Origin of the sequence: Paenibacillus sp. FJAT-26967 (assembly GCF_001541095.1) — a bacterium.
Classification (GTDB): Bacteria; Bacillota; Bacilli; order Paenibacillales; family NBRC-103111; genus Paenibacillus_F.
In genome coordinates this window covers 121,844-144,409 of the sequence record NZ_LMXH01000001.1, presented here as the reverse complement: position 1 = coordinate 144,409, position 22,566 = coordinate 121,844, and the positions used below count along the sequence as shown (strand labels likewise).

Sequence of the window (22,566 nt, the reverse complement as noted above, 5' to 3'; positions counted from 1 at the left end):
TCTTCTCCCCCTCTACCAGATGCTGCTTCCGCTGACTTTGCGGCTGAAGGCGTTAGCCGCGATGATGAAGATAAAGCTGATGATCCCGGTAAACAAGTCAATCGCGGTCGCATAACTGTAATTTCCCTGAGTTAAGCCAACCCGGTATACGTAAGTCGAAATGATATCGGCGGTCTCATAGGTGGCCGGCGTTGCCAGCAAATATACTTTTTCGAATCCAATTTCCAGTATTTTACCAATATCCAGAATTAAAATGATGACGATCGCCGGGGTAATCCCCGGAAGAGTAATATGCAGCATCTGCTTCCAGCGGTTGGCCCCGTCCATCCGGGCCGCTTCATACATCTGCGGATCTATAGCCGTCAGCGCCGCCAGATAAATGATGGTTCCCCATCCGATGTGCTGCCAGACGTCCGTCGATACATAGATGGAACGGAACCAGGAGGCTTCCACGAGGAAATTGATCCGTTCCGCTCCGATCGCGCTCAGGAGCTGGTTCACAATTCCGCTGGTCGGCGACAGGAACATCACCGCAATCCCCGCCACAACTACGTTGGATATAAAATGCGGCAGGTAGCTGATAGTCTGGACGAATCTTTTCATAATCGACTTGCGGACTTCGTTAATCAGCAGTGCGAGAATGATCGGCGCCGGAAAACCGAAGATCAGCTTGTACAGACCGAGCAGGAACGTATTGCGAAGGACAGGCCAGAAGTCCGGACTGCCGAAAAACATGGAGAAATACTTCAGGCCGACCCAGTCGCTTTCCATTACGCCCTTAAACAGATTGAAATTCTTAAACGCGATGACTACGCCAAAGATGGGTGCATATTTAAATACGAGATAATAAAGCAGGCAGGGCAGCAGGAGGAGGAGCAAATACTTATCCCGTCTGAGCTTGCGTCCAAAGGACAAGTTCTCCTTCGCTTTTCTCGTCACTTTCGTTGATACCTGCAAGGGATTCTTCCCCCTTTTCTGTAAAATTCTTAGAAGAGACTTATAGATAAAGCTCCTCCGTTCCGAGAAAGTCAGAATTTCCTGAATCCGCGGCCGGAGGAATTTCTATCTGACGAAGTTGAAGCGGCTAGTGGTCCGCTCTCTTATTTGCTTTCGTTTAAGAACTTCTGGTTGCGTTCAAACGCCGCTTTATGAACATCCAGCACCTTTTGCACGCCAAGCTTATTGATCTCGGCTACGTAAGCATCCCACTCGTCCATACTCTTCTGGCCAAGAATGAATTTCGCAATCTGCTCTTCCTTGTATTTCTTGACCGCTTCGCCTGTCATGCTGATCACTTCATTCTCTTCATTCGTATAAGCAAGACGCGGCTGCGTCTTCGTCTCATATTTAGCGACTTTGCTCATAGCTGCCTGCATCTTGGGGGAATTCATGGAGTCGTAAGCTTTCATATCCAGAACGGTATGAGCACCGATTGTGGCTATTCCCGTCTTGGTTCTCAGATCTCCGAACCCTTTATAATCCGCTTTGAACTTCCGCGTACCGTTCTCTGTCGTGAATGTCTCGCCTTCCTTGCCCCAAGTCGCCAGCTCGATTCCTTCCGGAGAGAAGAGGAAGTCCATATAAGCCAGAAGCAGATCACGCTCCTTGGAATTGGCGGAGACTACAAAACCGTCCGCCTGAAGGCCACCGAATACGTTCTGCGCTTTGCCTTCCGGCGAGCCTACAGGAGGAATCATGTAGTCCAGGCTGAACTCGGAGGCTTTGTCTCCTAGCGTCAGCGGAAGCTCATCCATAATGCCGATGTAGTCGCTGGCAATGAAGGCTTTGTTCTGCAGCAGCAGGTCGTTGAACTGCTTCCGTTTATGCGCCATGAAGTCGGGAGCGACAAGACCTTCCTTGTAGAACTTGTTCATGTACGTGACCATCGTCTTGTAGTTGTTCTCGGACGGGCCGTAACGCCATTCCTTCTTGTCGTAATCGTAGTAGTATTCGCTTTCTGTTCCGAAGCCCGGAGCCATGTTAACCAGCGGTGACAAGCCGTTGAAGACGGCAATCGGATAGCTGCCCGGGTACAGCTCCTTCAGTTTTTTGGATACGGTATACAGCTCGTCGTAGGTGGTCGGAGGCGTCAAGCCATGCTTCTTGAACACGTCGTCTCTGAAAAGCCAGGAGCGGCGCGACTGCTGCTCCAGACCGTAGAGCGGCATAAAAAAGTTCTTCCCGTCCGGAGACAGAATGGATGCTTTCACATCCGGATGATCCTCCAGGAATTTCTTATAATTCGGCATCTTGTCCAGATGATCGAAGAAATTGACGAAAGCTCCGCTTGATCCGTGGGTATTCGCCGCCTTCAAGCTGTTGACCATCATCAGATCCGGTATTTCTCCGGATGAGATCGCCAAGTTCATCGTTGTTGCATAATCGCTCATGACAGGCTGCACCTTGAAAGATACATTCGTTTTCTCTTTCAGGAATTTGTAAATCGGCCAGTCTTCTTTATAAGGCCAGTTCGTATGAGAGAAGGTCATCATATTCAGCGTGACCGCTTTCTCTCCGAGAGCGCTTCCATTTTTACTCCCGCTTGCATCTTCTTCCTTGGCGCACCCCGCCAGAATCGAGCCCGACAATAAAGCTGTCAGCGCGATTTTCCCAAACTTGTTCCACTTACTCCGCCACGTTCTCATCTAACCCTCTCCTTTATCTAAACTTGCCTGTACGGAGCCTGCCTCATCCAGGCCTCTTCCGTGCATGATTTTATTGTAGCCGCATGAAGCCCGATTAGACTATTCACATTCCTTCCCCTTGCTTACCCAAACTGCGAATATGAAAAGATGGCAATTACCTGAAAGTCGGTAAACTCGGCTTGGAAAGCCCGCGGCTGCGGGGTTATTCGGCTGAACTCATACAAAAAGCCCCCCCTGGAATTTACGAGTTCAGCCTAAAGGCTGGCCCAATAAGTTTCCAGGAGGGGATGGAGATTTAACCTATTTAACCGCAGGAAGCCGCTACCCTCCCGCAGAGTATTGTGATGATATCTTAACGGTGAATGGAATGATTCCGGTTATGCGAAATAATTCTCGGACTCCTCCAGCTTCACTTCCTGCTCACTCCAGGCCCAGAAGCGGGCTGCAAGCTGCCGGTCGCGGGCTGCGGCCGATACGGGCGACACTTTTTTCTTATAGTAATATTGCCCGGTCGTACGAAGGACTTCATCACTTGCTGCCAAATAAATTGCTGTAGAGGCACCTTCGGCCGGCGTCTGGAAGAAAGGTCTCAGCAGTGCGTGGATGGATTTACCGAATCCCGTGTTCCGATTGACTCCTAAACCCGTACTGACAGCACCGGGATGCACGCTGTTTACCGTTATGTTCGTGTGCTTAAGCCGCTGTGCAAGCTCGGTCATAAAGAGAAGGTTGGCCAGCTTCGATTGTGCATAGCCTTTCCAGACACTGAATCCGCGGCTTAAAGTCGGATCCTCCCAATGAATTCTCCCGATTTTGTGCGCTCCCGAAGACAGCACGATGACCCTGCCCTGTGTGGAGCGTTCCAGATGCCCGAGCAGCAGATTGGTAAGCAGGAAATGGCCCAAATGGTTCACGCCCAGCATCATTTCAAACCCGTCTGCAGTAAGCTCCCGTTTAATCGAAACGACACCGGCATTGTTGATTAGTACATCAAGCCGGTCATAGCTGCGCTTGAATTCTGCTGCAAAGCCCCGGATACTCGCCAGCGATCCCAGATCACAGATCATAAGCCGGATTTCCCGGGAACCGCTTTGCTGGGCCGCTTCCTGAAGCGCCCGTTCTCCCCGCTCTCTGCTGCGGCATACCATGATCACTCTGGCGCCTTGCCGCGCAAGTTCTATTGCCGTAGACAGTCCCATGCCCGAATTGGCGCCCGTAATCATAACAATTCGATCCTTCATGTTCCGTCCTCCTTCCCCTGGATGCTAAGCAGCCGTTAAGTTTGACCGGGAATCTGCATATCCCGGCCAAATTGTATACATACCCTCCAGCGCGCGGGTATATCCTGTGAATGATTCATACAGCTACTCCTTCTTACCCAATCCCTGACGGACCAGCTCCATAAAGTACTCTTTATGTTCCGGGTGGCAGGCAATCAGATAATGCTCCGCACTTCCGCCTTCAAAAGGATTGCCCTCGTAGTCAATCACAATACCGCCAGCTTCCTGTACCAGCAGAATACCCGCGTATAAATCACTGCTCTCTGAATTATACAGGACGATTCCGTCCAAGTCGCCTTTAGCCAGCATGCACCACTGAATAGTCGGCGCCCATAATCTCATCATCCGTCTTACGTTAACATCCAAATAATGACGGAGTTGTACGGCCTTGGCTTCGTTCTGCACAGCATGGCCTTGGATCCAGCCGATTGAGCTTCTCTGAATCTTTTCATTCTTCTTGACTTGGATGCGCACATTGTTGCAGTAAGCCCCTTTTTCCGCCATCGTGACAAACAACCGGTCTACCATCGGCTCATACACGACGCCGAGGACAGGTTTTCCCCTGTACAAAAGCGCCAGAGTTGTGGAATAGAGCGGCATTCCGATCGCGTAATTGTTCGTTCCGTCAAGCGGGTCTACCACCCACACCCAATCGCTCGTTTTCCCGTTGTGACCGGCTTCTTCACTATCTATGACATGATCAGGAAAATGCCTGCTGATTCCATTTACAATAATTTCTTCCGCCAGATGATCCACTTCAGTCACCATATCACCGAAATCATCTTTTACTAAAATGCTGTTTAAATTCTCAAAACGGTTTTTGGCTTCTTGTCCGGCTTGAAGCGCCGTTTGAATGGCCAGTTTCTTGGCCGCACGCAAGATTTCTTCCACCAGCTTTCTCCCCCTTATTACCCTCTCTTTATTTAGCTGAATTCCTTAAAGGAAGCCAGACTTGGCTTCTCTATGAATTCGGTCTATCGTACCACGTACGGAACATTTTTGGAAATCATTGCCTGATCAAAAAGCGAAAATAGCAAAGACACCTATGTAACTCCCCGCGACTGCCAGCACAAGCAGAAGAGACTGATAATACTTCCGGTTTTGAAAACTGATCATGATACCGATAAAAAGAGCAAATAGCGCGAGTAACGCACTAAGGGGTAGAAAACAGATAAACGTCACCATCGCAGCCCCTTCATCTATAGAAGGGAGCCTGGAAACAGAGAACGCTGTTACTTCCACAGCTAGACTGATGATCAAGTAGATGACAAAGTACCGCCAAGATAACGTGATAGGCTGATCGCGAAACCTCATTTTCATCCGATATTCCCCCAGACACTTCCATCCGTATAATTGTGTTAAATATTACCTTATTGCAAGAGTAACACATTCTTTATACTCATGCGTCTCTAAAAAAAACAACACCAAGCAGGATAGCTTGGTGTTGTTTAAACTTCGTTGCACAATTGGAAACGCAAGTTAAGCCGGAATTGCAGGCTTATTTGCGCATCATTTGACTTTGTTCCTTGTTCGGACCATAGATGCCTGGAACCGTCAGATCCGCCTGGCGCATCAGGACGCTCATCTGACCGCGGTGATGAACCTGATGCTGAAGCAGCATCCGCAAGAGAGCAAAAATCGGGATCTCCTGGCCGAACAGCGGCTTAGATTGCTGAAGGGTTTCGTCGGTCCATTGGGTTTGTATCGCCTCAAGCGCGCCATTGCTTGTCCGCTCGTAAGCTTCCGCGATTGCCGAAGCAGACTCGGGCAGATCCTTCTCGCTTCCCGGGCCTTCAAACTGTAAACCAACGGCAGACAGAAGACCATGCATAGTAACTGTCAAATGCCATCCCAGCTCGCCTAACGAGAAGTGATCCGCCGCGATGCTCTGATTCAGTGATTCATCTGTCAGGGCGTTCAGCACGTTCAACGTTATTGCCGCTTCATTCTTCCATTCTTGCTGAAACTCACTCAGATTATTAAACATGGATTCGTTTCCTCCTAATAAGGGTCTGGTTCACTTCTTAAGTATAATACAGATGGGGGGATAACCTCCAACTGGTAAGCATGCTCTCCACTTCCCGCGAACAGCTCAACGTTCCTCCTCTTCCTCTTCACTGATCAGAGTAAGTCCGCAGCCGGGACACACCCTCACTGTGGATGGCACAACCCTGTCGCAGCCGGGGCAGTTCTCATACTCAGGCTCCTCCTCTTGCGTTTCATCATGCCCTGCAGCAGCAGTTACAAGCACATATTTGCCTTGAATCCGGCCGTAGATTTCCGATACCCGAATGCCGTCAACTTCCACAACCTGCAGATCATCTGTATACATCCATTCGATTTCCCCGTCTTCTCCGCACACCGCCGCTACCGGTATTTCTCCGCTTCTTTCGTGGGGGAATAAAGCGCCCCCGATGAAGCTCGGACTTTCTGAATAATAGGCGCCATAACCTGTTCCGAGCAGAAGATATACTTTTCCCGTAACTTTATGTAAGACAACCGTCGCCATGACTGTTTCCCCCTTGCAGCAATTGGTTTAAATATTGTTAAAGCTCTATTCAGCGCATGAGCGAGGGCAGCCAAGGACAGAAGTATCCGGTGTAATAATAATTTGAGATTCCTCCCTCCGCTACCCTCCCATTCCATCTAAATCCTACGTATAGTGTGTAAGTAACACACATTTCTTCTACATACGCCTAAAAAAGGATGAGGTTCCGCAAACAGCTTGCAGAACCTGCATCCTTCTTCCAGTACCGTCCGTTACAGCATTTTGCGAATGGCTTCCCTGCCTGTCATACCCGGCAGGACGCCGAGAGCTTCGGCCGTATGGGTAACGGATTCCAGAGGGGCGTCAAGCAGTTCGCCGATGGTTCTGACTCCAGTCGCTCTTGCCGCGATAATGTTACGGTCACTCAAACGTTCATTCAATAAACCGACATCCAGTGCTCCGCACATGATATACCCTTTATCTGTCGTAACTACCAGGAGTGTTGTTTTTGGTAATTTGACTTCAATAGCTACGACGGTCCGTCCGTCCAGTTCGATGGGTTCCACTCTCATCATGATCGCCACATCTCCTCGCTTGGAATCACTAGGCAGTATATGCCCGGGCGTATGAATCTGTGCGCGAATACATCTATAACTAAAGACCTAATCATGATATAGTTAGAAAAGACTAGAAATCGTATGTCGGAGGTCGCATGCCAAACAACAAGAACCAATCATCGAAACAGGGCCATCTCTTCACCGTGAATATACTGATTGAGGAAGAAACGAATGGACTTGCTCTGCAAAGCCTGCTTCAGACGTTGAATAACGCCCAGTTCAAAGACTATCGCATCATCGAGGGGATTCAACTCGGCAAGCTGATTGAGTTAAACGAACCTTCCGGCAGCAAGGAAGGCTCAGGTGCTGCATCACTACCTGCAGCAGCAAGCTTTAACTCAACGGAGACCAAGGATTCTATTTCTGTCCCGGAGGCCGGAGCTAACCCAGTTCAAGCTTCTAAACCCGCTCAAGCCAGCTCATCTGATCCGCTTACATCCAATTACGAGACACTGGAGGAGAACCTGCGGAGAATCATTAAAGCTAACACTTTAATCCGTTTGTCCGTAGTTAAAGGCGCAGGAATTCGACTCAGCCTGCCTTGCCGGGTTCTCAACTTTGATGAAGAGAGCGGGAATGTATCGGTATATCACGTCGATGAGAAAAAGGTCTACTTGTTCAAATTGAACGAGATCGATAATATGTCCGTTCATTGAGCGGACCCCCATATCTAAAGCCCGGATCACCGGATCCGGGCTTTTTGCTGTGCACCTGCGCTATAGAGCTAGCTTCTGCCGCCATGCTAAGCTTCGACATGCTGACTCGCCCGGCATGTAATTCTTCCCAGGAGCGTCCCCATCTTCTCTGCATTCAGCGGAGGACTAAACCAATACCCTTGTACTTCATGGCATTGGTTGCGGTGGAGAAAGGACAGCTGTTCTTCTGTCTCTACCCCTTCGGCAATTACTTTCAGATTCAAATGGCGGGTAATCGAGATGATCGTCGCCACAATAGCAGCGTCACTCGGATCGTCCATAATATCTCGGACGAAAGAACGGTCGATTTTCAGCCGGTCGACCGGGAATTTTTTGAGATAAGAAAGCGAGCTGTAGCCTGTTCCGAAATCATCAATGCTCACCTGCACGCCCAACTGCTTCAGCTCGACCAGGGAAGCAATCGCATGCTCCACATCCATGGTCATCCCTTCTGTAATCTCCAGCTCGAGGTATTCCGGAGCGAGGCCGGTATGCCGAAGCACCTCATTCACTTTGTTCTTGAGGTTATGCTGCAGAAACTGCCTGGAGGAGAGGTTAACCGATACGGGTACTTTCGGAAGCCCGGCGTCCTGCCAAGCTTTATTCTGCTGACACGCCTCAAGCAGCACCCATTCCGATATGGCGACAATCAGGCCGGATTGTTCTGCGTACGGAATAAAATCTCCGGGTGGAATACTGCCCTTCATCGGATGGTTCCAGCGAATGAGGGCCTCCATTCCAATGATCTTCCCGCTCTCAATTTCTACCTGAGGCTGATAATGCAGCACGAATTCATGGCCCGCAATCGCACGCCGCAGATCATTCTCAAGCTGGAGCTTCTGCAGAGCGAGGGATCTCATCTCGGAGCTAAAGAGCACAATATCGCTCTTGCCGTTCTCCTTGGCTCTTGTGACGGCCATGTTGGCCTGCTTCATCAGCGTGTCCGCATCTTCACTCTCTCGGGAGAGCAGGGAAATGCCAACGCTTGCCGTCACATGCAGTTCAACCTGATCAAGTATGAAGGGCTGCTCCAGAACAGCCTGAAGCTGACCGGCCAGCAGCATCGCCTGTTCCCGTCCTTCAATTTGTGTATAGAAAAAGGCAAATTCATCGCCCTCGGTTCTGGCTATAAAATCATTGTCGGAAATGCACCGGGTGAAGCGTTCCCCTACTTGCAGAAGCAGCATATCGCCATAGTCATAACCGAAACAGTCATTAAACAGCTTGAAGCCGTCAATATCCACATACAGCACGGCTACACACTGGTGATGAATTTCGGCTAACCGGAGCGCCCCGGTCAGCTGGTCCCGGAAAAGCCGTCTGTTCGGCAGACCCGTCATGTCATCATAGTAAGCCATATGCCTGAATTGTTCATCCGCACGCTTGCGTTCCGTAATATCCTGGAACATAAACAGAAAGCGGTCCTTGTTCCCCTGATCGTCAAGAGGTACGGCCGTAGTGGTCAAATCAACCCGGTAGCCGCTGCGGTGCAGGACGGACGTATCGAACACTTGCGGAGTGCCCAGCTTCATCATCGTGTAACGCTTTCTGAGGGATGCCTGTTGTTCCTCCGAAATAAAGCTGTCGAATGTCGTCCCGATAAGCTGATTCGTCGGAACACCCAGCAAACGTTCCAGTGTCCGGCTGACACGCTGGAAACGCCCTGCATCGTCCGTCAACCCGACCGGGCTCGGACTGTGATCGAACAAACTATCCAGGATATCGGACGACGGCTGCCTATTCTCTGCCGAGCTATCCTCCGGGAGTGCCGTACCCGTATCCTTAGCAGAGCGATAAGCTGGAACAGTTGCCTGCATCCGGCGCTTATTGATCTGCTGCAGAGCCAGTGCCAGCACCAGGGATGCTGCCAGACATATCCAGACCGCGTAAGCTTCCAGCAGCAGGCTGCCTGCAATGACGATGAACGCATAGCCGCCTAATAAGACTGGTATCATAACCGCACCGCCCCTTTTGTTCGAGTTGTCCTTTTTAAGGGCAGCCTGACACGTACCGTTGTACCTTCCCCCGTCACACTTTCAATTTCAATCGTCCCCTTGTGTTCCTCTGTAATTTGGCGGCTTACCATCATTCCCAAGCCCGTTCCCTGATCTTTAGTCGAATAAAAAGGCTCACCGATCCGCATGAGCTCCTCTGGAGAAATGCCGCATCCTTGGTCTCTAATCTCAACATATATGCTTTCACGGGTATCCTGATGCAGGTTAATCTCAATTTGTCCGCCACCCGGCATAGATTCAACCGCATTTTTAAGCAAATTAATGAAAAGCTGCTTCAATTGATTCTCAGCACCCATCATATCTGACAGGCTGTTTTGGGCAATAATCACGAATTGTACGTTATTCAGGGCCGCCTCCGGCTCTAAAAGCGTCACTACATGCCGGATCATGAGCTGGGGATCTAGCCGTTTGAATTCCGAGGTCCTGGGTTTAGCCAGCATGAGCAGCTCTGTAATAATCAGATCAATCCGGTTCAGCTCGGACATCATAATTTCATAATAAGTCTCTTTAGCTACCGCGCCGGACTGCAGAAATTGCGTAAACCCTTTGAGCGCTGTCAAAGGATTACGGATTTCATGCGCCACACCCGCCGCCAACTGGCCCACAGCCGACAACTTCTCGGAGGTGCGCAGCATTTCTTCGGCTTTCTTGCGCCCGCTCAAGTCCTTGGCAATCGCATAAATGCCCTCCACAGTTTGGCCCACTACAATCGGCAGAGTACGGACTTCCATAGTCGCCCACCCGCCAGCTTTGCGTGAAAAAGACAGTTCTGCGGTAGAAGAACGGCCAGCCATAGCTTCTTCGAACAATTTCCATGCTGCCTGCTTATCTTGAGGGAGGATAAAAGGGAGGATATAGACGCCGCGGAGATCAAGGGGATCATAACCGGTGAAACGGATCATGGCTAAGTTTGAGCTGACAATGCGGCCTTTCAAATCAAGAATGCAAATCGTATCCGGATTATGCTGGAATAAAGACCAGACTTCAAGACGGCTGCGCTTCATGTTCTTCTCGAGCAGCTTGCGGTAAGTCCAGTCCTGAAGCTGGACGTAGAAACGTACTTCTCCATCGCCCGTGCGGAAAGAAGAGATTCTAAGCAGGCCCCACCGGGGTTCTCCGGTCCTGCTTGTATAAGATTTCTCGATCTGGCGTGAGTTTGCGGCACTAGGACCGGATGCGTCGGCGAGAAACCGCAGATCTTCGGAAGAAACCAGCAGATCTTCCGCATTGGCCGAGAGCAGCTCCTCCGGCTTGTAACCGAGCAGCTCGCACAGCGAGTGATTAACCCGCAGGAACCTTCCCTCCCGGCTGACAACCGCCAAACCGATTAAAGCGTGATGGAACGCGTGAGCGAACATAGGGTCCGATTCATTCAGTCCCTCATTATCCTCTTTTAAGGTGAATGACGCCAGCATAGATATTCCTTTCCACCAGAAGGATGAATTCAGGTATGCAGTCCGTTTCCTATCCGATTCATGGTTTTACCGATAGGCCAATTCCTGTAAATGGATACTTTCTACACAATCCTGCAAAATTCCTGCTTTTATGACGAAAGACGCATAAAGAAAGAGCCGGTGAGAACCGGCTCTTACTTCTTTGAGGCTGCGACAGCGAGCATAGTCCAGCCAAACAGGAACGCAACTCCGCCCAGCGGTGTCACCGCGCCCAGAACCTTGATACCTGTCAAACTGAGAACATAGAGGCTTCCAGAGAACAGAATGATGCCGATCAAGATCGCCCAGCCTGCAATCTTTACAAGTCCGGGACTCTTCGGCAATCGGTCAGCCAGCAAAGCTACAACAATCAGACCCAGAGCATGCATCATGTGATATTGAATGCCGGTCTGATAAACCTCAAGCATATCGGCCGAAATGCGTTCCTCCAGAATATGTGCGCCAAAAGCACCCAGCGCTACGGAAAGAAACGCGTTGATGCTTCCCAGCATCAGAAACAAACGCATCATAGTCGAATTCTCCTTTTATACGCAGCGGTAATCTCACTTCCTTCATGATAGCTCATTCACAAGGAAGAATCCATTACCGTCAAGGAATGTTCAGAGTCTTGACTAGGAGGGCCTAACTTTGCGCCACATCACATCCATCCGGAGATTGCAGACGATGCCACTCTGCAGCGTCTGGCTGCAGGCGCATCTTATACACGCTCCCGAAGAACCCTCCGCTCACCGGTTGGCTTAGCCTCCCGGACCTTCCGTCTGCAGGTTCTTACTCGGTCTCGCCTACATCGTGCTGCCCGAGGATCAGCACCTGAGGCTCCAGATAGACACGTGTCGTGGACGGCTCGTTCAGCATGTCGACTTCAATGTCGACGATTTTGGAGCGGGCCGGCTCGATTCCCTCCCGGCTGTCATATACGATCTCGAACTTCTTCAAGCCCAGCGAGTGAGTCACGACCGTAGCGCCTACGGATAGAGCCGCGCCCGCCACCTCGCCGTGATTAAATAACTGCTCCGACATCGCCTCATTATTCATATCGACAATCTTAACCCATTGGCAAACTGTACAGCGCATATCCAATTCCTCTCCTTTAAACCCTTGATATCGTCCAAAATTCGACAAAACCTATCCTAATTCCTTCACAGATCATTCTTGTTGTGACATGCTTCCTCGAGCCGGGAAATTCACATCCTTTTCTGATAAAAAAAATCTCCCCGCCGCTGCTATTTAGAGCAGTTGACAGGGAGATTCATTCAGATGGACCGTTGCGCCTGCTGGCGACTCATCCATTGTTTATTTGCCTTCATTGCTTATTTGGTTGAGGCGGTAGCCGCTTCCTTCTGATCATCGGGAATCTCCACATGTTTCACTTCTCTATGCGGTTCAACCTTCCTGATGAAGAACGCCAGCACCAAGGCCACTACAGACATCCAGGTTGCCACGACGAAAGAAAAGTTAATGCCGTGGATGGCTGCCTGCTGGCCAATCTCGGCCATTTTGGCCTGATTGGCCGGATCCGCCGGATTGATTTGTGCGGCCATCGCCAGTTCTTTACCCTTAGTAGCCGCCGTGTTAGTCATGATCGAAACCAGCAGCGCGGTACCGATAGCGCCTGCTACGTTACGAAGCGTCTGCGACATAGCGGAGCCGTGGGCATTAAGACGCTGCGGAAGCTGGTTCATACCGGCCGTCTGAATCGGCATCATCAGCATCGACATCCCGAAGCTCCGGACGGTATACAGAATGATGAGGGACGTAAAGGTCGTCTCCGCTGTAAGCTTACTGAATTCAAAGGTGGTGACTACTGTAATCAGCAAACCGATCACGGATAGCCAGCGCGCACCGATTTTATCGAAGATCATTCCCGTAATCGGCGACATAATCCCCATCAGGATAGCACCCGGGAGAAGCAAAAGCCCGGATTCCATTGGCGTAAAGCCGCGGATTCTTTGCAGATAAAGCGGCAGAAGAATCATGCCGGAGAACAAGGCCATCGTAATAATGACATTAATAACTGTCGTGAGGGAATACATATTGAATTTAAAGACCCGGAATTCCAGAAGCGGTTTCTCGATAACCAGTTGACGCCAGACAAACAGAATCAGAGAAACTGCGCCTACCGCCAGACAGGTGAGGACAACCGTACTGGTCCATCCGTCTTTACCTGCATCACTGAAGCCGTACAGAATACCGCCAAAGCCCAGCGTAGACAAGATGACGCCAAGAACGTCCAGACGCGGTTTGGATGTCTTGGTTACATTTTTGAGCGAGAAAGCGCCAAAGATAAGAGCAAACACCGACAACGGAATAATAATGTAGAACAAAGCTCTCCAGGAGTAGTGTTCCATAATCCAGCCGGATAAAGTCGGGCCGATAGCCGGAGCGAAAATCATCGCCACACCCATCATGCCCATCGCTTTACCGCGCTCTTCAATCGGGAAAATCGTCAGGAATACAATGGACATCAGCGGCATCAGAACCCCTGCTCCTGCGGCCTGTACAAGCCGTCCTACCAGCACCAGCTCAAATCCGGGAGCAAAACCGCTAATCATCGTTCCCAGTGTGAACAGGCCTACCGCCGACAGAAACAGCTTCCTTGTTGAAAAACGTTCAATCAGGAATGCACTAATCGGTACGAGTACACCACTGACGAGCATGTAACCGTTGGATAGCCACTGAATCGTATTCTCGCTGACGTTCAGGTCCACCATCATACCCGGCAGCGCCACGTTGAGGAAGGTTTGGCTCAAGAGGGCGACGAAGGCCCCGATCAGGAGAGAGGCCACAATAGGGCCTCTCCTTAAATTTTGTATAGCTTCACTCATGGTCGTTATCATCTCTCACTCTCTGTAGAATGTTTATAATTTGTTCATTAATCCGAAATAACTGCTGCTGATCTTCCTCAGACAAAGCCAGCAGAGGTGTCATCTTCACCAAATGTTCTGCTTTGACTTGCTGCCAGATCATGGCCCCTTTCTCGCTTAAATTAAGAGATAGGCTGCGCCGATCCGCGTGCAGCCGCTGGCGCGTCACCAAACCTGCTTTAACCATCCTTTCCACGATCCCGCTTGTTGTACTTCTCCCAAGTTGGATACATTCGGAGAGTTCGCTCAAACCTATATCTGGATGATCCTTCAATGCCCTCAGCACAATTAATTGAACCCGTGTCAGCCCATGAATTTGCGCGGTTTTAGCCAGGACATGATAGAAAGCGTGATTTACTTCCCGGTAAGACTTAAAAATCTGGTGAATTCGCTGCTGCTCATTCATCCGTTCATTCACTCATTTACTCCTGCCCTTCATGACGAAAGATATGTTCATAGCCAAATAATTCGGATACGAAATATTTTAGTGTTTAAACAGTCAGAAGTCAACAATCACTCTATAAGTTATTTACTGCAGAATTACCAACAAAGCACCGTTTTAAAAGCTTTTTCTCTAGTATTCGAATATTTCTGAAAAAAATTACTAAACAAAGAAAAACCCTCCTGTAGGCTTAAGGAAGGAAACCCGTCTAAGAAGAGTACGATAAGGGGGCCGCATGATTGCGTACAGTATCTGAATGGAGAAACACCTGCCTGTTCATCCAGCCGCCGTCTGCACAATAACATGACCGTTCCAATAATCCGCAGCCGTGTAAGCGGCAGAATAGCGGGTCCGATCATGTGGCGGCCTTGCACATAAATGAACGTAAAAGAACCGAAATCGGTTGTCCGTTCCGGTTTCCACTACCAACCGATCTTCTTCCTACCGAGTCTTTCACCCCTTTTTAATAGTCTCGTACAAAAGCCGCCATCTTTTCATAGAACAAACCATATGATGATCTCAGAAAGGAGGTGGTCACTATGGCAGTTATCTTATCCACAGGTACAATCAATAGAACTCGTTCCACAAGAGCGGCGCATTTGGAAATTCTCAACCTCAACTTCAGTTCAAGAACGGTACGGGTACAAGTTATTGACTGGGATCGCCGTGTATCCTTGTTCAATCAGCTCGTCACAATCAGTGCCAATCAGAACCGGTTCGTAACCGTTAGTCTGGCGGGTGTATCCTTCCACTACGAGATCCGTGTCACAGTTCCTTCTACTCGTAATCTGATTGTGAACACATTCGCAATAGATAACGATACGTTCACGGTTGAAAACAACAATGTCCTGCAGGAGCAGCTGGTCCGTGTCTTCTCGCCGCTTCCGGGCGTGAGCAGAACCATCAAAGCAAAATCAATCCAAGGCGTTAAAAAGCTTCCAAAACCGAAGAAATAATTTGGTAAAGCTTAATTTGCAGCAAACAACAAAAGCGGGTGTCTTCATCTAATGAGGACATCCGCTTTTAACGTATTTTTAAATTCCTATTTTCCGGTAAATAGAACGTATGAACATGTAATAAGTATCTCAGCACTATCGGACACTTAAAGATAGATTAATCTCATGTGACGGAATTCTGCCATAAAATTATCGAATAAGCGCTTGTAACATTCTTACTCGCTTGAACTTGGTAAGATTAGAGAGTAAGCTAATTTAAAGGAATAAAATACTATAAAAGGATGCGATTCCGATGAAGCTAAACCATCTCAATCTCACGGTAAACGATGTTCATGCAGCCCGGGAGTTCCTGGAGAAGTATTTCGATCTGCAAACCCGGCATACACGCGGTAATTCATTCGCTGTACTCTTCGACGATGACGAGTTGGTGCTCACCTTGATGAAAGGTAATCAAGTAAACTACCCGAAGACCTTTCATATCGGCTTCATCCAGGAAACCGAAGAGCGGGTGAACGAGATCAATCAACGATTGAAGGATGACGGCTATGATGTGGAGCCTCCGCAAAGAGCGCATGGCTGGACCTTCTATATCGAAGCTCCCGGCGGATTTACCGTTGAAGTTCTTTGTTGAAGTTCATATGAGGCACCTGCAGCGGAAAACGAATGACTGCTTCGCTATAACTCAGCATCGCTCAGATTCCTTGGCTTCTACTATTAGCGATGATTCGCCTTTTCTACTGACATATACTCCGTTACATAATATTTTCAAGAAAATAATCTCCAGACAAACAAAAGAAGGTACAGCTTGGCTGCTTCTTCTTTGTTTATCTCGTCCGGTAAGCGCCGCTGTTAATTACGCATAATACCCGCCCTGAGCCGGATACTCCCCGTGCTCCGCATAATAATTGCGGATTTTGCGAAAAGCTCGATAGGCCATAAACTCGCTCTTCGTAGCAGAGGGCAGCAAACGCACAACCTCGCTCATGGGCGTATCTCCCGCAATCTCACCTGTCATCAGTTTGTACACATCAACTTCGAACAGTCCGTCCATTTCTTTCAGACATTCGCCATATTGATAAGTAGCCAGCGTGCCGCATACTTTAATCAGTTTGAATTCAATGCATATAGCCATTCAGAACCTCCCTCTCCAAGTTCCATCACTCCTTGTATTATAACGATTATAAAAAATATAGGCGTACCTGTCCCTTGAAGATTAACAAGAAACCCGCCAATCTCCATAGAGATCCGGCGGGTTTCTTGTTACAAACTAAACGGTATGGCTTCCTACCTTACATCTGGTCCCATTGGTTCCAGTTGATCTTCAGCATACGATCCATCACATAAGTAGTCGTATAGCGGTAAGTATTGGCACCGGACTCCAGCAGAACGAACAGCTCGTTACCGATAGGGACGATGCTTTCGGACATCGGGACAATCGTCAGCTTGCTGTTGGTCGCCTTAGCGGACTGCCCGTCAAGGAACCAGAGCGGAACACTCGTCGTGCCTACCGTACCTGTTGCATGAGCAGGCTCTTGCAGCGGGTTATTGTAACGATAGAGCGCACTGTCATTGTTGCGTCCGTAGGACTGACTTAGCACAATGGAATTCTGCATGAATGAAATCCCCTGGACCTTATCGGTCGTGGACAAGAGGTAGTCCGGCACCGCAGGCGTTGCGGCATCTCCGTTCCATTTCTCGCTGCGGAACGTGTCTGTTACAGGGTCCAGTCTGAAGCCTGCCGTCCAGGCATACTGCTGTACGCCGTCACGGTTAGTGATATGATGACTCGGATCGGTCGGGTAGCTCTTGCTTTCGTAGAATTCACCTACCCAAAGGACGCCATCGGCAAAGGAATTGTAAGAAGCCTTCACAGGAAGAGGCACACGTCCGGCAAAACGAACTTCCGAATTGTCCTGTGCATTAATCAGGTCCGCCAATCTAACCTGGAATACGTTCTTGCCGGAAGCGATCCACGCGTTATCCCGGCTTACGGATATCCCCCCGGCATGTCCGACGTACGGAGTGCCGTCTTCGTTGTACAGATGGACTGTCTTAACCAGCTGTCCTGTCGTGTTGTCTACGATAGACAGCGGGCCCGGTCGGCCATCTTCCATATAGGAGACGGTAAGAATCCAGTTATTCGCCGCATAGTAACCGATTCCTTGCGGAACTGCATCCTGTGCCAGTCCCGGAATAACCGGGCCGTCTGAGGAAATGTTCCACAAAGCCTGGTACTTGCTGCTTTCCGGATTAACCGATCTCTCGGATTGAGTAATCTGCTGATGAGACGGCGTCACCGACACCGCGGCAGAACGAGCGGATTCGTTGTCCGACGTATCCACTGCGCTGACTTCAAACGTAACCGGAACGTTACCTGTCAGCAGTGACGCGGTAAACTGGGTTTGAGCGGCCGGAACGGTGTACTCCAGGCTGCCGTTCTTATAGATGTTGTACTGCAGCACATCGGATTCCGGATTCGCAGCCCAGGTTAGAGCCGCTTCCCCACCGCCGGCTGCTGCCGTTAAGCCTGCCGGTGCTTGAGGCGCAAGCTGGTCCAGCTTAGGCTTCGCAGGCGCTTGTCCGGGATCAATTCTGCCCGGAGTCGGCTCCTGGCTTCCCGCAATCTTCTGCATAGCGGTCCCGCCCGATGCCGGGTAGCGGTATGTAATCGTTTTACCTTCTTTTACATCCGTTGCCGTGTAAGAAGCCGTAACCGCATTGGTCCCGTCCGGATTTATAATCGTCACGGTCTGGGTACCGCTGTTCGTAAAACCGCCGACATCCTCCATGACATAAAGACGATTGTCCGGTACATGCTTGCTTGCATAGGAGAGGAAGTAATAGCTGTTAAAAGCGTCTTTGCCCAGCGGGCTGATTTCGCCTCTCCGGGTCCAGACTACACCTGTTTCCCACGGCCCGAGCTTGTAAGAATCGGTGATTTTGGATGACCAGCTGCCGGCTTTAATCGCATAATTCTTCAGATCGACGGTAGCCGAGCTGTTGTTGTACACTTCTACATACTCAAAAGCGTCGTAGCCTGCAAAGTTGCTCGTATCCGGGATCAGCTCCGTAATTAACAGCTGCGGGATAGCCGTAGTCGTTACCGCCGCTTCCGCCGTTTTGGGCGTGACAAGCAGGAGGGGAGTTGCTGCCAGGACCAAGGATAAGGCACCCACCATCTGTTTTCTCAAAAGTTTACGCATTCTAACATCCTCCTCTAGTGTGTTTATCTATGAAAAACGGTAAACCAGGCAAGCAGTACCTTTCCCGCATGGGATAACCGTTATTTCCCAATTCATCCAGATAATATGTAAGCGTTTACAAAATATTAATAAACGATTATCGCCGAAAAACTTTATTAGTTTATCCGCTTTATCCGGAATTTTCCGTTCAAAAAAACTACAACTGCCTTGCATTCGTTCAACCTTCTCCTATTGAGTTGCCAAATTATCAACCCATTACGTTCACCCCCTTACCTGATAGCGATCCTCCCAAAACCGTCCCCTGCCTTCCCTGTCCATCTTGTTGTCCTGGCCGGGCATCGAAATAAGCTTGCAATCCAATTGCCTCCTGACGGAAGACTCTACCGGTTAGCATCCTGCCATTTCCATAATTCCTTGCTGGACGTTGAAATGCCGATGACACCGCTTTTAAGAGCTTCATTGAAATCTTCCAGGTCTGTCATCAGTCCCCCTGCAATGACGGGAACATCCACTTCGGAACGGATCCGCTTCATAATGCGCGAGCATACCATGCCCGGCAGAACTTCAATCGCGTCCGGCTGTGAGCTTTTGGTCATACGAATCCCGTTATCCAGCGACACTGAATCAAAAACAAATAACCGCTGAACGGTGATAAGACCGTACTTTTTACCCTCTGCAATAATATTGTTCTTGGTCGTTACGATCCCGTCAATCCCGATTTTCTCCGCCATATAAGCGACTCCGGCCTTGTCCTTGCCGATCCCGTCAATCAAATCAAAATGGACAAAGGATAGCTTGCCGGCTTCTCTAATTTTCTCGACAATGGACTCGATCATGAAAATATCGGATTTAAGAATAAACACAATGTTGGAGGAGGTCTGCAAAAGGGCAGGCAGCTCCTCCGCATTCATCAAACTGGTAATCACGGGTTTCTTTTTCAGGCAATAAGCCACTCTCTGTGCACGTTCCGATACTTCTTTCATTTCTGATCACCTCATCGTTGATTAAACATCTCCAGGTCTCCGGTCCAATCAAACGGTCAGTCAGTTATTCCGGTAACTAGCTCATTTACTTGGAAGAAACGCTCTCTCTAAGGATAGCATGAACGGACGGAACTACGTAAGTAGGGGTTACATCCGATGCAGCCAAGTCTTCTTCCTGTGTTATTCCAGACAGCACCAGAGCTGTGCTCATTCCTGCCAGTGCGCCCATACGGATATCTGTCTCTAGACGGTCGCCTGACATCAGACAATCTTTCGCTTCCAGCTGCAAAATATCAAGAGCGGCCATAATTGTCATCACGGAAGGCTTGCCCATAATGGTCTCGATTTTCTTGCCCGTCACGCCTTCGATAGCTCCCATCATGCCTGCGCAATCCGGCACATCGCCGCCTGGCATCGGACAGGTTCTATCCGGGTGGGTAGCGATTACTTCGGCACCGTGCTTAATAGCCTGGTAGGCGAAATCCAGATGTCTGTAATGGAACTCACGATCCCAAGATACGACGATAATATCGGTCTCTTGAGGGGTCGTTGCAAACTTGATGCCGTTATCCAGGAACTCTTCCTTCAGCACAGGCTCCCCGATTACATAAACCTTCTTGTCCGCATAGTTCTTCTGAAGATAATGAATGGTGACAAGGGCCGGATTGAGCATATGTTCCATGCCGATCTGGATCCCGAATTTATTTAATTTCTTCACGTAGCTCTCGCGTGAGTCAATCGTTTTGTTTGTAAGGAAAAGAAGCTTCTTGCCCTGCGCCTGCAGATGCTGGATGGTCTCTACGGCACCTTCGATGGCGTGATCGCCCAAATAAATCGTTCCATCCAAATCGAAAATATAACCTGCGTATTGTTCCACTTCTGTCTCTCCCTTTATCTGTTTAATCGATCGAAATTACGGCCATGTCCTGCCCCAGCGTCAACTTGGAAGAAACACTTACAGGCAGCTGCGCCATAACGGCTTCGTAAGGCTCTCCGTCAGACAGATGAACCAGTATTCCTTGACCGACCCCGCTCCAATCATAGTAATCCGCAATTTCGGATAATGTACTGTGCGTCCGCAACCCTTGTTCAGCCGTGGTTGCTTCATGTACAAGCACATCGATAGGTCCCATCCCCCTGATCAGCGGATTAGGAGTCGTATCTGCGGAATAGACCAGCACTTTCTCCCCGCAGACCGCCCGGATTCCTACCGTAGGAACTCCGTGCAAGCTCGGGAAAACGGAAAGCGATACATCTCCTTCCTCCCACACGGTTGAAGCCGTTTGCCAATCGAAGGCATGAATCCGTATCTCAAAAGCGACCGGCCACTCCCCCGTTCTCATCAGGCTCAGCCAGCTCTCCAGCCACTGCTTCTCTGTGGCCTCGCAATAAATATCAAATGGTTCTGTACGCTTATCAATCCACATCCCCCAGAGCAAAGAAGGCAGACCGTAAATATGGTCGGTGTGAAAATGCGTGAACAGCACTCTTTTGACATCATGTGTGGATAGGTTTAATTTCTTCAGCTTGCCCAGAGGATTGCCGCCGATGTCAATCAGCGTACTCCCGCTTGCTTCACGGAGAAGTAAGTACGTGTTGTCCCTTTCTTGTCCCGAAGCGGCGCAAGCCGTCCCCAACAATATAAGATCCATCTGTTCCCCCTACTGGATGCCCCGATACATAGAGCTGCTCACGGCTAGTTTGACCCTGCCCAAATGTACCAGGCAAGCAATGGCTGAGCGCCAAGAGTGGCCGCCGCTACCGTCCTGCACTGCACAGGCCCTTGGCGATCGGGGCCATTCGACCTTCACGCGGTGAACGATGCAGACGGGACTCCGTAAGTGCGTAACAACGGACAGCCACAAAATTAAGCTCTGATACAGGTTCTTAAGTCGTGAAAAAGGCGGACGATTGTGGCACATAAGCCTTTATTTATCGCCTAAAATAAGGCAAAAATAAAAGAAGCCTCCAGCATAAAACACTTCCTCGAAAGGAAGGGTATGCGGAGGCTTCTCATCATCTCTAGCCAACATCACGTACTTATTGAATTTGACTCTATCTTACACGGAAGTGCTTCCATTGGCAAGGTTTTTTTACCAGTTTGTGACCTAATTCATTGCTATTTTATTTAGAACCGTATTTTGAAAGAACTTCTTTCTTTAAGGAGTTGAATGTTTCTATTTCATGACCTACATAATCAAGCTTTTCGAATTCTTGCAAGGTATAACTCGAAGTTTTATAATCCGTTACTTTTACTTCTTGTTTTATATTTAAGTCAAATTTACCTTGATACACTCCTTCAACTGCATAAGTGCCTGTCGGTGCCTTGGATAAGAAAAGCATATACTTTCCACTCATATTCATTATCTTATAGCCCTCAATATTTACATACAAGCCGTCTTTCATATACCCGGGTTCATAGACGGTAATTTCATTCCCCTCTTTAAGATCTCCCTTATAAGAACGGTTAACTTTTACTTGTACCTTATTAGCCGCATCAATCTTATGACCATTCTGAAAGAATTCCTCAACTGTACCGGGAGATATCACATTAGCTTCGATAATAACATCAGCGAATGACTCGAGTTCTTGGAGATTATTAAATACTTTATGGTCTGCTTGAGCGGTTGATAATAGCACTCCTTCTTGGGCCGACTCATTAGCTTGCTTAGCGGGTCTAATATATTGGTTACCGGCTAACGCAGCGCTTCCAACTATAACAATTCCAAGAATCGTCATATATATCCTTTTGTTTAACATGAATATCCACCTTCTCCTATAATTCATAGTTTTTAACGTTGAAAACAAGATAATGTTTCAAATACCAATTAATATTTCCACTTAACATTTTGTTTTTCTGCCCAAGTAGGATAATGAGAACCGCAATAGGATAATTTTGAAGGAAGACCAGCATCAGACAATGT

General features: G+C 49.1%; 23 protein-coding genes. 3 read left to right on the top strand and 20 right to left on the bottom strand.

Annotated elements, in window-relative coordinates:
* Positions 1–12 precede the first annotated feature (12 nt).
* The 8 genes from AR333_RS00620 to AR333_RS00585 form a co-directional block, all read right to left on the bottom strand.
* Positions 13–957 (bottom strand): sugar ABC transporter permease, encoded by a 945-nt coding sequence (locus tag AR333_RS00620; protein ID WP_253735687.1) that lies wholly within the window; start codon positions 955–957, stop codon positions 13–15.
* Between the two features lie 143 nt (positions 958–1,100).
* Entirely contained in the window at positions 1,101–2,645 is a 1,545-nt protein-coding gene (locus tag AR333_RS00615; RefSeq protein WP_068773424.1) for an extracellular solute-binding protein, read from the bottom strand.
* Between the two features lie 377 nt (positions 2,646–3,022).
* On the bottom strand, positions 3,023–3,886 hold the full coding sequence (locus AR333_RS00610) for an SDR family oxidoreductase (protein ID WP_068773423.1): 864 nt from the start codon (positions 3,884–3,886) through the stop codon (positions 3,023–3,025).
* A gap of 123 nt (positions 3,887–4,009) precedes the next feature.
* Positions 4,010–4,816, bottom strand: a complete 807-nt coding sequence (locus tag AR333_RS00605; protein WP_068773422.1) for an inositol monophosphatase — start codon at positions 4,814–4,816, stop codon at positions 4,010–4,012.
* A 126-nt stretch (positions 4,817–4,942) separates the two neighbouring features.
* Entirely contained in the window at positions 4,943–5,245 is a 303-nt protein-coding gene (locus tag AR333_RS00600; protein ID WP_068773421.1) for a hypothetical protein, read from the bottom strand.
* Positions 5,246–5,423: 178 nt separating this feature from the next.
* Positions 5,424–5,912, bottom strand: a complete 489-nt coding sequence (locus AR333_RS00595; RefSeq protein WP_068773420.1) for a DinB family protein — start codon at positions 5,910–5,912, stop codon at positions 5,424–5,426.
* Positions 5,913–6,017: 105 nt separating this feature from the next.
* Positions 6,018–6,434 (bottom strand): hypothetical protein, encoded by a 417-nt coding sequence (locus tag AR333_RS00590; RefSeq protein WP_068773419.1) that lies wholly within the window; start codon positions 6,432–6,434, stop codon positions 6,018–6,020.
* A gap of 251 nt (positions 6,435–6,685) precedes the next feature.
* The gene (locus AR333_RS00585) at positions 6,686–6,988 is read right to left on the bottom strand and encodes a YunC family protein (protein WP_068773418.1); all 303 of its coding nucleotides are present in this window, start codon (positions 6,986–6,988) and stop codon (positions 6,686–6,688) included.
* 137 nt (positions 6,989–7,125) lie between these two features.
* Here AR333_RS00585 and AR333_RS00580 point away from each other — a divergent pair, with 137 nt between their 5' ends.
* Complete coding sequence (locus tag AR333_RS00580) at positions 7,126–7,686, top strand: hypothetical protein (RefSeq protein WP_068773417.1); 561 nt, start codon at positions 7,126–7,128, stop codon at positions 7,684–7,686.
* 86 nt (positions 7,687–7,772) lie between these two features.
* Here the strand turns inward: AR333_RS00580 and AR333_RS00575 are convergent, their stop codons facing one another.
* The 6 genes from AR333_RS00575 to AR333_RS00550 all read right to left on the bottom strand — a co-directional run bounded on the left by AR333_RS00575 (position 7,773) and on the right by AR333_RS00550 (position 14,476).
* The gene (locus AR333_RS00575; RefSeq protein WP_068773416.1) at positions 7,773–9,680 is read right to left on the bottom strand and encodes a bifunctional diguanylate cyclase/phosphodiesterase; all 1,908 of its coding nucleotides are present in this window, start codon (positions 9,678–9,680) and stop codon (positions 7,773–7,775) included.
* Positions 9,677–11,155: a PAS domain S-box protein gene (locus AR333_RS00570; protein WP_068773415.1), complete on the bottom strand. Its 1,479-nt coding sequence runs from the start codon at positions 11,153–11,155 to the stop codon at positions 9,677–9,679. The genes AR333_RS00575 and AR333_RS00570 overlap by 4 nt, the downstream gene beginning before the upstream one ends.
* Before the next feature lie 173 nt (positions 11,156–11,328).
* Complete coding sequence (locus tag AR333_RS00565) at positions 11,329–11,700, bottom strand: DUF423 domain-containing protein (RefSeq protein WP_068775073.1); 372 nt, start codon at positions 11,698–11,700, stop codon at positions 11,329–11,331.
* Between the two features lie 262 nt (positions 11,701–11,962).
* The gene (locus AR333_RS00560; protein WP_068773414.1) at positions 11,963–12,268 is read right to left on the bottom strand and encodes a hypothetical protein; all 306 of its coding nucleotides are present in this window, start codon (positions 12,266–12,268) and stop codon (positions 11,963–11,965) included.
* Between the two features lie 236 nt (positions 12,269–12,504).
* A complete protein-coding gene (locus tag AR333_RS00555; RefSeq protein ID WP_084783419.1) occupies positions 12,505–14,019 on the bottom strand; it encodes a DHA2 family efflux MFS transporter permease subunit in 1,515 nt (504 codons plus the stop codon).
* The gene (locus AR333_RS00550; RefSeq protein WP_253735686.1) at positions 14,012–14,476 is read right to left on the bottom strand and encodes a MarR family winged helix-turn-helix transcriptional regulator; all 465 of its coding nucleotides are present in this window, start codon (positions 14,474–14,476) and stop codon (positions 14,012–14,014) included. Before AR333_RS00550 ends, AR333_RS00555 begins: the two co-directional genes overlap by 8 nt.
* A gap of 563 nt (positions 14,477–15,039) precedes the next feature.
* On the opposite strand from AR333_RS00550, the gene AR333_RS00545 reads away from it, so the two are divergent.
* On the top strand, positions 15,040–15,456 hold the full coding sequence (locus AR333_RS00545; RefSeq protein ID WP_068773412.1) for a hypothetical protein: 417 nt from the start codon (positions 15,040–15,042) through the stop codon (positions 15,454–15,456).
* A gap of 292 nt (positions 15,457–15,748) precedes the next feature.
* The gene (locus tag AR333_RS00540; protein WP_068773411.1) at positions 15,749–16,087 is read left to right on the top strand and encodes a VOC family protein; all 339 of its coding nucleotides are present in this window, start codon (positions 15,749–15,751) and stop codon (positions 16,085–16,087) included.
* Between the two features lie 222 nt (positions 16,088–16,309).
* Here the strand turns inward: AR333_RS00540 and AR333_RS00535 are convergent, their stop codons facing one another.
* The 6 genes from AR333_RS00535 to AR333_RS00505 all read right to left on the bottom strand — a co-directional run bounded on the left by AR333_RS00535 (position 16,310) and on the right by AR333_RS00505 (position 22,402).
* Complete coding sequence (locus AR333_RS00535; protein ID WP_068773410.1) at positions 16,310–16,588, bottom strand: hypothetical protein; 279 nt, start codon at positions 16,586–16,588, stop codon at positions 16,310–16,312.
* A 157-nt stretch (positions 16,589–16,745) separates the two neighbouring features.
* Positions 16,746–18,659: a lamin tail domain-containing protein gene (locus AR333_RS00530; protein WP_068773409.1), complete on the bottom strand. Its 1,914-nt coding sequence runs from the start codon at positions 18,657–18,659 to the stop codon at positions 16,746–16,748.
* Positions 18,660–19,039: 380 nt separating this feature from the next.
* Positions 19,040–19,642: a glycerol-3-phosphate responsive antiterminator gene (locus tag AR333_RS00520; RefSeq protein ID WP_068773407.1), complete on the bottom strand. Its 603-nt coding sequence runs from the start codon at positions 19,640–19,642 to the stop codon at positions 19,040–19,042.
* An 85-nt stretch (positions 19,643–19,727) separates the two neighbouring features.
* Entirely contained in the window at positions 19,728–20,519 is a 792-nt protein-coding gene (locus tag AR333_RS00515) for an HAD-IIA family hydrolase (RefSeq protein WP_068773406.1), read from the bottom strand.
* Between the two features lie 22 nt (positions 20,520–20,541).
* Positions 20,542–21,294, bottom strand: a complete 753-nt coding sequence (locus tag AR333_RS00510) for an MBL fold metallo-hydrolase (RefSeq protein ID WP_068773405.1) — start codon at positions 21,292–21,294, stop codon at positions 20,542–20,544.
* Positions 21,295–21,766: 472 nt separating this feature from the next.
* Entirely contained in the window at positions 21,767–22,402 is a 636-nt protein-coding gene (locus AR333_RS00505) for a hypothetical protein (protein ID WP_068773404.1), read from the bottom strand.
* Positions 22,403–22,566 lie beyond the last annotated feature (164 nt).